The sequence below is a fragment of the Nonomuraea sp. B5E05 genome, from assembly GCF_039880665.1.
In the GTDB taxonomy this organism is placed as follows: domain Bacteria; phylum Actinomycetota; class Actinomycetes; order Streptosporangiales; family Streptosporangiaceae; genus Nonomuraea.
The window spans coordinates 259252-272436 of sequence record NZ_JBDPMJ010000011.1; the positions used below are offsets into that span (position 1 = coordinate 259252).

Consider the following 13185-nt stretch of genomic DNA (forward strand, 5'->3'; position numbering starts at 1 on the left):
ACCGTGGGTAGCTGTGAGAGCGGCTGCAACCTGCCCACGGTGTTCTGGCCGGCTTCACGAGCCGAGCGCCTGGTCGAGTGCCTATCGATGCGACACGCACGGGGATGTCCTGCCTTATCAGCCTCCGTGGCCGCCGACCAGCACGGCGCTGGAGGCGATCCGCAAGAGCTCCGTGGTTCCCGTGTGGCTGCCATGGCCGTTGCCGGCCGGCTGGCTGGTGACCGGTTTCGGCGAGGTGGGCGACCAGCGCACCGGCGGTCGCGCCAGCGTGGTCGCGCTCAGCGGGCCGTCGCTCACGGAAGGGCCTGCCGACCTGCTCATCATCGCGGAGGAGCCGGGCATCGGGCTGGGCGCGGCCTACGCCGGGCTCGACGGCCCCGACCCGGGCTCGGGGTTCGACGCCGGCCCGCCGAACGCCAAGATCCAGGTGCTCGGCCATCCCACCGCCATGTGGTGCGTGAATGGGCAGGCCGACCGGGCCGTCTACGCCGGCGAGGCGCTCGGCAACTGGTTGTGGACGATCGCCTGGCCGGCCGACGCCGGCTGCCTCATCGCGCTGACCGAGCTGTCGCTGATCGACGCGCGGGATCACGACCTGGATGTCCCTTTCGGTGCGTTCTCTCCCCGGCTCGAGGAGTAGGACGGGCGACGGCGATTCGCGCTCTCCTGAAGACGGGCTAGAGTTCGGAGGCGTGACAGCGCGTATCGAGCGAGTGGTGACCGAGGGCGTCGTCGACATCGACGGCACCGAGCACAAGGTCGAGAACAACACCTGGATCGTGGGTGACGACGACGAAGTGATCGTCATCGACGCGGCGCGTGACGCCGAGAAGATCCTTGAGCAGGTGGGCGAGCGTGAGGTGCTGGCCGTCATCTGCACGGCGGGCCTGCCCGACCACGTCGGCGCCTCCATCGAGGTGGCCAGCAGAGACGAGGCCGTGGTCGCCCTGCATCCCAAGGACAAGCCGCTGTGGCGGGAGACCTGGTCGGAGACCTGGCCCGACATCGACATGGAGGACGACGGCGTCTTCGAGGTGGCCGACGTCCAGCTCGACGTCATGGAGACCCCCGGCGTCACGCCCGGCGGCGTGTCGCTCTACTGCGAAGGGCTCGGCGCCGTGTTCACCGGCAAGGCCCTGCAGGCCGACGGCCCCGGCAAGCTGGGCGGCGAATATCCCGCCCTGGCCGACCAGCTGACCTCGATCGGCGGGCGGCTGTTCACGCTGCCCGGCGAGACGCGGATCCTGGCCGCCCACGGCGACGAGGTCACGGTCGGCGACCTGGAGCCGCACTTCGACGACTGGGTGTCCGGGTCGCTGACCCGCGTCGACACCGAGCCCGCCGACGACGACGGCCCGCTCACCGACGGCACCAAGATCTCCGGCATCCGCCTCGGACCCGGCGACGAGTGAGCCATGAGCAGGGTCGGCGGGTCCCGTCCGGCCGCCTCGCGGGGTGAGGGCGGATGAACACGCAGCTTCCGCTGGAAGGGATGCCGCGGCGGCTCTACTCCTGCACGCCGTCGCGGCTGAACGCCTGGCTCGACTGCCGTCGCCGCTACCGGTTCACCTATCTCGACCGGCCGCAGCCGTCCAAGGGCCCCGCCTGGGCGCACAACAGCGTCGGGGCGAGCGTGCACAACGCGCTGGCGGGCTGGTGGCGGGAGCCGTACGAACGCAGGACCCCGCTGACGGCGGTCGTCCTCGTCACGAACGGGTGGATCACCGAGGGGTTCAAGGACGCCGAGCAGTCGGGCCGGTGGCTGGGCCGAGCTCGCGACCTCGTGTCCGGATATGTCGCGACTTTAGATCCTGCTGACGATCCGGTGGGCGTCGAGCGCACGGTCGCCACCCGCACCAAGGTCGTCGCCCTGTCCGGCCGCATCGACCGGCTCGACCGGCGCGGCGACGAGCTGGTCGTGGTCGACTACAAAACCGGCCGCCGCCCGCTCACCCAGGACGACGCCCGTTCGTCGCTCGCCCTGGCCGCCTACGCCATCGCCGCCTCCACGATGATGCGCACGCCCTGCCGCACCGTCGAGCTCCACCACCTGCCGACCGGCGAGATCGTCCAGTGGCGGCACACCGACGAGTCGCTCACCCGCCACCTGCGGCGTGCGGAGGAGGTCGCGACCGAGGCCGCCGAGGCCGACGAACGCTACCGCGAGCTCGTGGCGGCGCCCGCGCGCAAACCCGCGACCCCGCCAGGCGGGCGGCCGTCCACCGGGCCATCCATCGGGCCCGCCGCCGTGCCGGCGGAGGTCGACGAGCTGTTCGCGCCCGCCCCCGGCCCCATCTGCTCCTGGTGCGACTTCCTCCGCCACTGCCCCGAAGGGCAGGCCGCAGGGCCGGAGCGCCGCCCCTGGGACGGGCTTGCCGACTAGCCAGGCTCACCCCCTGGCGGCGCGGGCCGGACCGTGAAGGGCGTGGAGCGGTTACCGGTCGCGGTGGCGCTGGGCTCGCTGTTCAACCCGCTGAACTCATAGATGATCGCGGTCGCCCTGGCCGGCAGGACTTCGGCCAGCGGCGGGGATCGGTCAGCCCCTTGAGCCCTCTGCTCACGTCGTAGCCCGCGGCGCCGAGCCGCTCCCTGGAGGCCCGCAACATCCGCCGCGTGGCCGGCATGAACGCACGGTCGTGCACGGGCTCGGGCAGCGCGTTCATGGCCAGCCTGAACGCCGCGAGCCCGGCCGTCACGGCCGCCGCGGGCACCTCGGGCAGCGCGCCGTACATGCGCCTGGCCCAGTCGGGCAGCGTGAAGTAACAGAGCGCGCCGAAGGGGAAGTAGCCGGGTTTGCCGGGGGACAGCATCCTGAGCTCGCGCGGCAACCGCGGCCACATCAGGAAGCGCACGGTCGAGGCCGCCTCCTCCGTGACGCGCAGGCTGGGGCGCATCTGCTTGAAGTAGGCGTCCATCTCCGCGCACGAGCCGGGCACGTCGTCGAGGTGCAGGCCGACGTACGTGGCGCTCCTGCGCTGCTCGCGCAGGTAGCGGTCGGCCTGCCGCTCGGTCAGCCCGAGCCCGCCGCGCCTGGCCACCTCGAGGTATGACGAGACCTCCGCGCAGTGCACCCAGAGCAGCAACTCGGGGTCGTCGACCCGGTGCGTCCCGCCGGTGTCGGGATCGCGGATGCGCAGGGCCCGGTGGATGCCGCGCACCCGCCTGCCGATCTCGTCGGCCTCCTCCGGGCTGCCGAACGTCACCCGGCCCACGAAGTCGGCGGTGCGGCGCAGGCGGCCGAAAGGATCGTCCTGGAAGGTGGAGTTCTGCCAGACGCCGCGCATCGCCAGCGGGTGCAGCGCCTGCAACATGAGCCCGCGTACGCCGCCGACCCACATCGAGCGGTCGAGATGCACCTGCCACGTCGCGCTCTGCGGCGGCTGGACGACGATGTCTTCGATGCCCCTCATGGTGAACGCAGAATCACACGGCAGTGGACCTTGTGTCCAAGTAATGTTTCTCGGCCGTGTTCCAGAACCTCACCAGCGCCGCCGCCGTCGTCTCCGGCGCCTCCACGGCGGGGGAGTGCATCGCGCCCGGCACGACCACGGAGTCGGCTCCGAGCCTGGCCGCCATGTCCGACTGCGCCTCCGGCGGCCATCCGTCGTCGTGCTCGCCGAACAGGACGAGCGTGGGCACCTCGATCTGGCGCAGCTCGTCGGTGCGGTCGCGCATGGTCAGCACCTGCTCGGCCATCCGTGTCAGGCCGGTCGGCGAGTTGCTGATCAGGCGCTTGTGCAGGAACTCCCTGATGTCGTCGGACACGTCGCCGGCCAGCGCCTCGGGCTCGAACCTGTGGTGCCACAGGTGTTCCAGGCCCAGCGCCGGCACCTCTTCGGTGATCGTCCTGGCGTTGCGCGCCCGCCGGCCCTCGATGGGCCCTGGACCCGAGCTCATCAGCGTGAACGACGCGAACTTCGTCACCCCGTCGATCACCGCCTCCCTGGACACCAGCCCGCCGAAGGAATGGCCCACCAGGTGCACGGGCTCGCCGACGCCGACGACCTGGGCGAGCGTGTCGATGTCGGACCCGAGCGCGGCGCACGTGTAGGCCCTGGGGTCGTCCGGGCCCGGCGTTTCGTACTGGCCGCGCAGGTCGACGACCACCACCCGGCGGCCCGACTGGGCCAGCGTCATCAGGACCGCGAGGAAGTCCTCCTTGCTGCCCGTCAGGCCGGGGACCAGCAGCGCGGGCCAGCGCTCGATCACACCACTGACCGGAACCGCCTCCAGGACCGCGAACGTGCCCTGTGGCGTTTTGATCTTCTGTGGTGCGACGCCAGGCGGCAGGTCGAGGAATCGCGGCGTACTCACGTGGGGCAACAATACCCAGAGGTCAGCGCCTCGACACCGGCATGGCCACGACGCCGGTGCGAGTTCTCAGGGGAGACGAGCTGTGCGCGGTGCGGGAAACCCGCCCGTTGGAGGCCTGGTACGCCCCCAGACCCCCGTGGCGGGCGCTGAGCGCCTCCTGGGGGCGCGTGCGTAGGTGGGCGGGCCCCAATCGGGCTGGTGCGCCGCGGAATCGTATGAGGGGCCCGTACGGCCCGTCGCGCGGCATGCGAGAGGCGCGCACCCGCTCGGGGTGCGCGCCTCTGTTGCCTCCTCAGCCGGCGCGGCGGCGGTTGCCGCCACCGCCGTTGCCGCCACGGGGCTGGCGCCGCTGCTGCTTGCGCTCGGTCGCCGCGGACGGGGCGATGTCGTCGTCGTCCGTGGCGAGGTCGGGTGACTGGAAGATCACCGCGAACGGGCTCGGCGGGATGATGCGGTCGGGCTCCTTGCGCGCCGGTGGCGGCGGCGTCGACAGGAAGCTCGGCTCGGCCGCGGCCGGCGTCACCGGCTCGGGCCCTGAGGTGGGCCCGGTGGTGGGCCCGGTGGTGGGCCCGGTGACAGGCGCGGCGGGAGCGACCGGCGCGGACTCGGCTCCGGCGTCGCGCTTCGAGCGGGTGCCGGTCCCAGTGCCGGTCCCAGTGCTGGTCCCAGCGCCGCTCCCGGTGCCGGGATCGGCGTCGGTCCCGGCGTCGGCCTCGGGCTTGGCGGACCGGCGCGAGCGGGTGGGCTTCGCCGGCGCCTCCGGCGCCTCGGCCAGCGCCTGCTCGATCGCCGTGGACGCCGCCCCCCTGCGGGTGCGGCTCCGCTTCGGCTCGGCGGCCTGGACCTCGTCCGGCGAGAAGATGGCCGGAGTCTCCTCCGTCTTGGTCTTCAAAGGCTCGACCTCCGTCGTCTCGGCGGGTGCGGTCTCCGCCAGTTCCCTGCCGCCGCGGGTACGGCGGCGCTGGCGCGGTGTGCGGGCGGGGCGCTCCTCGCGCTCGTCGCGGCGGCGGCCCCCGCGCCCGCGGATCCTGCCGGTCTCACCGAGGTCCTCGATGCGCTCCGCGGACAGCCCCGCGCGCGAGCGGCTCGCGTGCGGCAGAACGCCCTTGGTGCCCTCGGGGATGTTGAGCTCGCTGTAGACGTGCGGCGAGGTGGAGTAGGTCTCCTCGGGTTCGGCGAAGTCGAGCCCGAGCATCTGGTTGATCATCTTCCAGCGGGTCAGCTCCTCCCACTCCACGAACGTGACCGAGATGCCCGTACGCCCGGCCCGGCCGGTGCGGCCGATGCGGTGCACGTAGGTCTTGTCGTCGGTGGGGCAGTCGTAGTTGACCACGTGGGTGACGTCGTCGATGTCGATGCCGCGGGCGGCCACGTCGGTGGCCACCAGCACGTCGATCTTGCCGTTGCGGAACGCGCGCAGCGCCTGCTCGCGCTGGCCCTGACCGAGGTCGCCGTGCACGGCCGCGACCGCGAAGCCGCGGGTGTCGAGCTGCTCGGCGACCATGTCGCAGGCCCGCTTGGTCTCGCAGAAGACCATGGTGAGCCCGCGGCCCTCGGCCTGCAGCAGCCGGCCGACGATCTCGATCTTGTCCATGCGGTGGACGCGCCACACGAGCTGGCGGGTGAGCGGCGTGGTCTCGCCCTCGCCGCTTTCGAGCTCTGCGCGTACGTGTGTCGGGCGGTTGAGGTATTTGCGCGACAGCGCGACGATCTCGCCCGGCATGGTGGCCGAGAACAACATCGTCTGCCGCTGCGCCGGGATCAGCTTGAAGATCCGTTCGATGTCGGGCAGGAAGCCGAGGTCGAGCATCCGGTCGGCCTCGTCGAGGACGAGGGTGGTGACCTGGCTCAGGTCGAGATGCTTCTGCTTGACCAGGTCGAGCAGGCGGCCGGGGGTGCCGACGATGACGTCGACGCCGGCCTTGAGCGCCTCGATCTGCGGCTCGTACGCCCGCCCGCCGTAAACGGTCAGAACCCGGGAACCGAGCTTGCCCGCGGCGGTGACGAGGTCTTCGCTGACCTGGACGGCCAGCTCGCGGGTCGGTACGACGACCAGCCCGCGCGGCTTCTTGCGGTTTTTGCGCGGCTTGCCGATGCCTTGGAGCATGGCGATGCCGAACGCGTAGGTCTTTCCCGTGCCCGTGCGTGCCTGGCCGATGAGGTCCTGGCCGCTCAGCGCGAGCGGGAGTGCCATTTCCTGGATGGGAAACGGTGCGACGATGCCCTCGGTCTCAAGGGCATCGGCGATCTCTGGTGTGACTCCGAGGTCTCGGAAAGTCGTCAGCGTGGCCTGCCTCAGTCTCAAATGAAGGCGGGCCTGCCGGGACCGACGGGCGGAAAACAGCCCCCGTGTCGTGGGTCCGCGCGGTAGAGCCAGCCCTCTCGCGTCATCAGCGACCGCGCACCCGGGGAACGGGGGCAATCGAGGGAAACCCCCCGAATTTACACAGTGCGGTCGCACTTTCACAGAGCAGTGTACTCGATACCACAACGCTGACCGAGCTTACGTATGTTCCCGAAGATTCCCCCAAGTACGCTGCCTTGTTATGAAGGAGTCTCCTGGAGTCGTCGACCTGCTCGGTGTGCTGGCCTACGCGGAGTTGAGCGCCCACGCGCGGATGACCGAGGACGCCGCGTCTCTGGCGCCCTCTCTCGCCGACCGGGCGGCGCTCAGCGAGCTCGCCGTCACCGAATTCGCCCACTTCCGCCTGCTGCGCGACCGGCTGGCCGAACTGGGCGCCGATCCCGCCGAGGCGATGGCGCCGTTCGTCGCGGCGCTGGACGCCTGGCACGCGCAGACCAGGCCGGCCGACTGGCTGCAGGCGCTGGTCAAGACGTACGTGGGAGACGGCATCGCGCTCGACTTCTACCGGGAGGCGGCCAGGCACCTCGACCCGTCGATCGCCAAGCTGGTCGACGAGGTGCTGGTGGACGAGGGCCGGTCGAAGTTCGCGGTCGAAGGGGTGCGGGCGGGCATCCAGGCGGACCCGGCGGCGAGCGGGCGGCTGGCACTGTGGGCGCGGCGGCTCGTCGGCGAGGCGCTCAGCCAGGGCCAGCAGGTGGCCTCGGCCCGGCCGGAGCTGGCGCTGCTGCTGATGGAGTCGGCCGGCGAGGGCCAGACGGACATATCCCGACTTTTCGCGAAGTTGACCGAGGCGCACAACAAACGTATGGCGGCCATGGGCATCTGAGGCAGGCGCTTTGTCGGCATCGGGCGGCGCGCGGGCACGCAACGGTTGTACCGTGCCAGACATGAGGGCCTCGCGCCGCTACGGCAGTATCTTGACGAGATGTGAGCCGGCCCGCTGGAAACCGCGGGCGGTGCTGCGGAGACAGAGCGCGGCCTGCCCGGCCACGGAGCCCAGGCGAGATGCCGTGCCCCGGCCGCGCAGGCCCCGGGGGTGCCTGATCGGCAAGCCGCCGAGCTGAGCCAGGGTCCGAGCCAGGAAGAAACCGGTGCGGGCACGGCGGGAGCCCGTGCACGTGGGTCAGGAGAAGCGGGGCACGGCGCGTGTCGCCGCACCCCGCTCACAAGTCTCTAGAGCGTGCCGCCGAACCCGACCGGCCGCGACTCGTCCTCACCGATCTCGATGAACCCGAGCGAGGCGACCGGCACGACGATGCGCCTGCCCTTGACGTCGGTCAGGGCGAACACGCCGCGCTCGACCGACAGCGCGTTTCTGATCTCCTCCTCCACCTGCTCTGCGGTGAGGTTGGTCTCGACAACGAGCTCGCGGTGCACGGAACGCACGCCGATCTTGATTTCCATCCTGGCTCCCTAGTCGACGGGGCTGGCTCACACCCCATGGTGACCGCTCGTTCCGGTGAAAACCGCAGATGATCGCGCCCAGCGAACGGGTTATGCCGTACGCGGAAAACCGCTGATGCCGCGCCAGGCGAGCCGAGCCATGAGCTGCTCGGCCGCGTCCTTCGGGATCGAGCCCTGCGTGGTGACCCAGTAGCGGGCGCTCACCTCCGCCATGCCGACCAGGCCGACGCCGAGCAGGTGCGCCTCGTCGCTGGTGCACCCGGTGTCCTCCTGGATGACCGCGCTGACCATCTCGGCGCACTCGCGCAGCGACCGCTCCACCCGCTGCCGCACCGGCGCGACGTTGCGCAGATCGGACTCGAAGACCAGGCGGAACGCCTCGCCCTGGGTGGAGACGAAGTCGAAGAACGCGCTGAACGTGGCCTGCACGCGCAGTTTGTTCTCCTGGGTGGAGGCCAGCGCCTCGCGGCAGCGGTTGACCATGTCGTCGACGTGGAGGTCGAGCAGCGCCAGATAGAGCTCGAGCTTGCCGGGGAAGTGCTGGTAGAGCACCGGCTTGCTGACGCCTGCCCGGTCGGCGATCTCGTCCATGGCGGCCGCGTGGTAGCCGTTCTCGACGAACACTTCCTGCGCGGCGCTCAGCAGCTGCCGGCGTCGGGCGAGTCGGGGCAGCCGGGTGCCCCGGGGCTTCGCGTCCGGGGTTGCGGTCACGCGGGTCTCCATAGGTCTCTCAGCGGGGCTGTGCGGACATCCTACGGGCGCGTCAACGGGCCCTCAGTGACAACGGTCACCGACGAGCCGCCACCGCACAGGTCATCGCCGTGGAGCCGGCCCAGCGAGACCGGCTCAGCGATAGTCGTCATCGTCGAGCTCCACGACGCGGTCCTGGTCGGCCGCGTCGGCGGGATCGACGTCGAGCGGCAGCTCGCTGCGCAGCCTGCCGACGGGGCGGATCTCGCGTTGCTGCTCGGCCGCGTCGGCCTCGGGCGTCTCGATCGAGAAGCGCTCCTCCTCCTCTTCGAAGGTGCTCGCGTCCCCGCGTATGTCCATCTCTGACATGTCGATCCCCCTCTTGGTGTGGACGCGTCCAGACTACGCCCGGCTGAAAAGGTCGCCGCGTTTCTCCACTCTGGCGAGTACGTCCGGCGCCGTGAACACCAGTTCCTCGGGACCCTCGCAGTCCTCGACCTCCTTCCATGACAGGGGGGTCGAGACCGTCGGCCGCTCCCTGGCCCGCAGCGAGTAGGGCGCCACGGTCGTCTTGGCCGGGTTGTTCTGGCTCCAGTCGATGAACACCTTGCCCGGCCTGGCCTTCTTCGCCATCACGCTGACGACCTCCTGGGGATGCTCCTTCTCCAGGAGTTGTGCCAGCCGTTTGGCGAAGGCGGAGGGCTCCTCGCGGCAGTCCCAGTCGGCGTACAGCTGCATGCCCTTGTTGCCGCTGGTCTTCGGCACCGCGACGAGCCCTTCGTCCTTGAGCACCTCGCGGAGCATGAGCGCGACCCGGCAGCACTCGACGATCGTGGCGGGCGGGCCGGGGTCGAGGTCGATCACGAGCGTGTCGGGCGGCAGCGCCTCGCCGTCGTCGTCGACGCGCCACTGGGGAACGTGCAGTTCGAGCGCGGCCAGGTTGGCGTAGTAGACGAGCGTGGGCAGGTCTTCGACGACGGCGAAGTCGATGCTCTCGCGGTTCTTGGTGCTGCCGGGCGCGGGCAGGTTGACCCGCCTGACCCAGTCAGGGGTGTGGTCAGGGGCGTTCTTCTCGAAGAAGGACTGGCCGGTGACGCCGTTCGGGAACCGCTTGACGGTCAGGGGCCTGCCCGCGAGATGCGGCAGCAGGACGGGGGCGATGCGGCTGTAGTAGTCGATGACCTCGGCCTTGGTGAAGCCGTAGTCGGGATAGAGCACCTTGTCCAGGTTGCTCAGCGCCAGCTCGCGCCCGTCGACCTTGACCGGCACCTTCATGGCGTCACCTCCGAGGGGAGCTTGTCGGGGCGCAGGCCGCGCCACACGGGGTGCCGCAGCCGCTGCTCGTCGGTCCACATCGTGTAAGCCACCTCCCCGACGAGATCAGGCCTAACCCACCGGCTCCGCCACGGAACCTCGTTGCAGAACGGGCTGCGCGCGACCTCCAGCGGGCGCAGCCTCCCGTGGAGATCGTCCAGTACGGCGTCCGTGAACCCCGTGCCGACGTGCCCCACGTACGTCAGGCCGGTGCCGGTGAACACCCCCATGACCAGTGACCCGATCCCGCCGGACCGGCGGCCCTTGCCCGGCTTCCAGCCGCCGATGACGACCTCCCTGGTGCTCAGGTTCTTCACCTTGACCCACCACGGTGAGCGCGTGCCCGGCCGGTAGGGCGCGTCCAGCCGCTTGGCGACCACACCCTCCAGACCCTGCTCGTACGTGGCCGACAGCAGGTCGGAGTCGCCGGGGAAGTACGGGGGCGCGCCGACGTCCAGCTCGTCGAGGAGTGCCCTGCGGTCGCGGTAGGGCAGGTCGAAGAGGGGCGTGCCGTCGAGATAGAGCAGGTCGAACGGCATGTACGTGACGGGATACCGTTTCAGCATGGCCGGGTCGGGATCGGTCAGGTGCATCCGGTGCTGCAGCCGGATGAAGCTGGGGCGGCCCTGCGGATCCAGCGCCACGACCTCGCCGTCGATGATCGCGTGCTTGACCCCGAACGCCGCAATCAACCCCGAAAGTTCCGGATACCGCCGCGTGTACTCGACCCCATGCCGCCCCGTCACCCGTACGCCGTCCTCGATGTGCACGAGAGCCCGGATGCCATCCCACTTGACCTCAAGCCCGTACATGTCGCGATCGCTGGGTAGTTCTCCGGGGACAGCCAACATCGGTTCGACCGGGTATGGCATTGGTTGCCCCATGACGGGTATGTGCCCATCGGTGGGCCGTTGAGTGCTGAGGAGTTGCGTATGCGCAGCATCTGGAAAGGTGCGATCTCCTTCGGCCTGGTCACCATCCCGGTCAAGCTCTACTCGGCGACCGAGCAGAAGGACGTGACGTTCCACCAGGTGCACCGCGAGGACGGCGGGCGGATCCGGTACAAGCGCGTGTGCACGGTCGACGGCGAAGAAGTCCCCTACTCCGACATCGCCAAGGGGTACGAACTCGCCACCGGCGAGGTGGTCGTGCTGACCGACGAGGACTTCGAGGACCTGCCGCTCAGCAGCTCGCGCCGGATCGACGTGCTCCAGTTCGCCCCCGCGGACCAGATCGACCCCATCTACTTCGCCAAGTCGTACTATCTGGAGCCCGACGCGCAGGGGGCGAAGCCGTACGTGCTGCTGCGCGACGCCCTGGAGAGCTCCGGCCAGGTGGCGGTGGTCAAAGTGGCCCTGCGCCAGCGGGAGTCGCTGGCCACGCTGAGGGTCAGGGACGGCATCTTCGTGCTGGAGACGATGCTCTGGCCCGACGAGATCCGCACACCCGACTTCCCCTTCCTGGAAGAGGACATCGAGGTACGCGCGCAGGAACTCAAGATGGCCGAGTCGCTGATCACCACGATGGAGTCCGACTTCGACCCGAGCGAATATCACGACACGTACCGCGAGGCCCTGCAGCAGGTCATCGAGGCGAAGGTGGCGGGCAAGGAGGTCGTCGCCGCCCGCGAGGAGGAAGAAGCGGGGCCGGCCGTGGATCTCATGGCCGCGCTGAGGGCGAGCGTCGAGGCGGCCAAGAAGGAACGCGAAGGCGAGCCGGCCAAGCAGAAGAAGGCGGGCGGCAAGTCGAAGGACGAGGACAAGGCCGCTTCCAAGCGTAAGACCCGCAAGTCCGCGTAGCGCTCCGCCCAGGCCCGGGAGCCGCCCGGGCGCGCGCGTCCTACTGCAGGGACGCCCTCGGCGGGGCAGGCCGCTCTACAGCGGAACCTGGTTCGTTCTGGCAGGACGCCTGGGCGCGGCGTAGCGGATGTGGCTCGACGCCGGCGGCAGACGACGGCCGGCGATGTCACCGTTCGAACCCTGGCCCCGGCGAACCGCACCATCGTGTACGGCGCGCGGCCGTGCCCCGGCGCCGGGGTTCGAGGCTTCACCACCTGACATCTCCGTCCTGTGCCCGGAGGCACTGAGGGCTGGGGACGGTTCCGCCGGCGGCGAGAACCTTCCAGCCGGATCCGGCGTCCCGGGCGCCGCGCAGGTGCGCCCCGGACAGACACACGCTCGTCAGGGACCTCCTCGGACCACTGACCCTGCCGAGGCCGTGGCCGTGGCCGTGCGCCGGCCGACGCGGAAGTCGGAATGAAGCCGCCGCCATGACCAGTAACCGAATCGGACAAACCGGATAATTCATAGCATTTCATTGGATAAATGTTTAATAGAAGCAATAACATTGTTAATGCCTAGCAAAATGGGGCGATAGCTGTTTGTCTCCCTTCGTGGCGGAAATGACATTCCGTGGATGACTCTTCAGCAGCCGTCCAAGCCTGTTTTCTGTTTATCGGGAAACGCGAGAACGGGGCAATCGATCCTTTAGGGGGAACACGCAATGCCCAAGCTCAAGAGTGCTATCGCAGGCCTCGCCATCAGCACGGCCCTGACCGGTGGCGTCGTCGCCGTCGGTGCGGCGACGACCTCGTTCGCCGCTGGTGCCGCCACCCAGGTCAGCACCGGCACATCCGTGGTCGCGGGTGGCTGTCATGGCTGGTGGCGCTGCGGATGGCGCCGTCACCACCGCCAGAAGACGCACGTGAGGGTGAAGGTCCACAACAGGAACCGCAACATCAACAGGTTCCCGCGCCCGACTCCGACTCCGACGATCACCATCACCGCCACTCCTGCAGAAGACGAGTAAGGTGACCCGCCGGACGGCGAAGAAATGAGCAGTCGTCTTTCACGTGCGGTCGCCGCTCGCGGGGAGCGGGAATTGACCGGGTGAAATCTCGGCCCTCGGGAACGGCCCGTGCATTCATCGCACGGGCCGGTCCTGAGCTTTGTTTCTGCGTGCCTCTACGGCAATCACTGGTGAGGGCTCTGCCGGCTTCCGTCGCGGGGCCCTCGCTGCCTTCTTGTAAGTGGTGGGCCAAGAGTTCTATTGCATGGCTCATGGCGTAACAGCCATGACGATGTCTGCGGTCGGAAAAG

At 69.7% G+C, this 13185-nt stretch carries 14 protein-coding genes; 6 read left to right on the forward strand and 8 right to left on the reverse strand.

What is annotated here, in order from left to right; all coding sequences use genetic code 11:
- Window positions 1-13 precede the first annotated feature (13 nt).
- Genes ABGB01_RS22450 through ABGB01_RS22460 form a run of 3 tightly spaced genes read left to right on the forward strand, consistent with a single transcriptional unit; the run spans window position 14 to window position 2383 of the window.
- Entirely contained in the window at window positions 14-640 is a 627-nt protein-coding gene (locus tag ABGB01_RS22450; RefSeq protein WP_347775490.1) for a DUF6758 family protein, read from the forward strand.
- 52 nt (window positions 641-692) lie between these two features.
- Window positions 693-1412, forward strand: a complete 720-nt coding sequence (locus tag ABGB01_RS22455) for an MBL fold metallo-hydrolase (RefSeq protein ID WP_347775491.1) — start codon at window positions 693-695, stop codon at window positions 1410-1412.
- Window positions 1413-1465: 53 nt separating this feature from the next.
- Entirely contained in the window at window positions 1466-2383 is a 918-nt protein-coding gene (locus tag ABGB01_RS22460) for a PD-(D/E)XK nuclease family protein (RefSeq protein WP_347775492.1), read from the forward strand.
- Between the two features lie 82 nt (window positions 2384-2465).
- On the opposite strand, the gene ABGB01_RS22465 is transcribed toward ABGB01_RS22460, so the two are convergent.
- The 3 genes from ABGB01_RS22465 to ABGB01_RS22475 form a co-directional block, all read right to left on the reverse strand.
- On the reverse strand, window positions 2466-3410 hold the full coding sequence (locus ABGB01_RS22465; protein ID WP_347775493.1) for an oxygenase MpaB family protein: 945 nt from the start codon (window positions 3408-3410) through the stop codon (window positions 2466-2468).
- A 13-nt stretch (window positions 3411-3423) separates the two neighbouring features.
- On the reverse strand, window positions 3424-4314 hold the full coding sequence (locus ABGB01_RS22470; RefSeq protein WP_347775494.1) for an alpha/beta hydrolase: 891 nt from the start codon (window positions 4312-4314) through the stop codon (window positions 3424-3426).
- Between the two features lie 292 nt (window positions 4315-4606).
- Window positions 4607-6508, reverse strand: a complete 1902-nt coding sequence (locus ABGB01_RS22475) for a DEAD/DEAH box helicase (protein ID WP_347775495.1) — start codon at window positions 6506-6508, stop codon at window positions 4607-4609.
- A 352-nt stretch (window positions 6509-6860) separates the two neighbouring features.
- On the opposite strand from ABGB01_RS22475, the gene ABGB01_RS22480 reads away from it, so the two are divergent.
- Window positions 6861-7505, forward strand: coding sequence for a ferritin-like fold-containing protein (locus tag ABGB01_RS22480; protein ID WP_347775496.1), 645 nt, complete (start codon window positions 6861-6863; stop codon window positions 7503-7505).
- A 347-nt stretch (window positions 7506-7852) separates the two neighbouring features.
- On the opposite strand, the gene ABGB01_RS22485 is transcribed toward ABGB01_RS22480, so the two are convergent.
- The 5 genes from ABGB01_RS22485 to ligD (ABGB01_RS22505) all read right to left on the reverse strand — a co-directional run bounded on the left by ABGB01_RS22485 (window position 7853) and on the right by ligD (ABGB01_RS22505) (window position 10899).
- Window positions 7853-8083, reverse strand: a complete 231-nt coding sequence (locus tag ABGB01_RS22485) for a DUF3107 domain-containing protein (protein ID WP_347775497.1) — start codon at window positions 8081-8083, stop codon at window positions 7853-7855.
- 90 nt (window positions 8084-8173) lie between these two features.
- Window positions 8174-8794 (reverse strand): TetR/AcrR family transcriptional regulator, encoded by a 621-nt coding sequence (locus tag ABGB01_RS22490; protein ID WP_165975053.1) that lies wholly within the window; start codon window positions 8792-8794, stop codon window positions 8174-8176.
- A 135-nt stretch (window positions 8795-8929) separates the two neighbouring features.
- The gene (locus ABGB01_RS22495) at window positions 8930-9142 is read right to left on the reverse strand and encodes a hypothetical protein (RefSeq protein WP_347775498.1); all 213 of its coding nucleotides are present in this window, start codon (window positions 9140-9142) and stop codon (window positions 8930-8932) included.
- Between the two features lie 33 nt (window positions 9143-9175).
- A complete protein-coding gene (gene ligD / locus ABGB01_RS22500; protein ID WP_347775499.1) occupies window positions 9176-10048 on the reverse strand; it encodes a non-homologous end-joining DNA ligase in 873 nt (290 codons plus the stop codon).
- A complete protein-coding gene (ligD, locus tag ABGB01_RS22505) occupies window positions 10045-10899 on the reverse strand; it encodes a non-homologous end-joining DNA ligase (protein ID WP_347775500.1) in 855 nt (284 codons plus the stop codon). The genes ligD (ABGB01_RS22500) and ligD (ABGB01_RS22505) overlap by 4 nt, the downstream gene beginning before the upstream one ends.
- A gap of 120 nt (window positions 10900-11019) precedes the next feature.
- Between ligD (ABGB01_RS22505) and ABGB01_RS22510 the strand changes: the two genes are divergently transcribed.
- Together ABGB01_RS22510 and ABGB01_RS22515 are read left to right on the forward strand one after the other, a co-directional pair.
- Window positions 11020-11886 carry a Ku protein gene (locus tag ABGB01_RS22510; protein ID WP_347646411.1) on the forward strand — a complete coding sequence of 289 codons (867 nt, stop codon included), beginning with the start codon at window positions 11020-11022 and terminating at the stop codon, window positions 11884-11886.
- A gap of 703 nt (window positions 11887-12589) precedes the next feature.
- Window positions 12590-12895, forward strand: coding sequence for a hypothetical protein (locus tag ABGB01_RS22515; RefSeq protein WP_347775501.1), 306 nt, complete (start codon window positions 12590-12592; stop codon window positions 12893-12895).
- Window positions 12896-13185 lie beyond the last annotated feature (290 nt).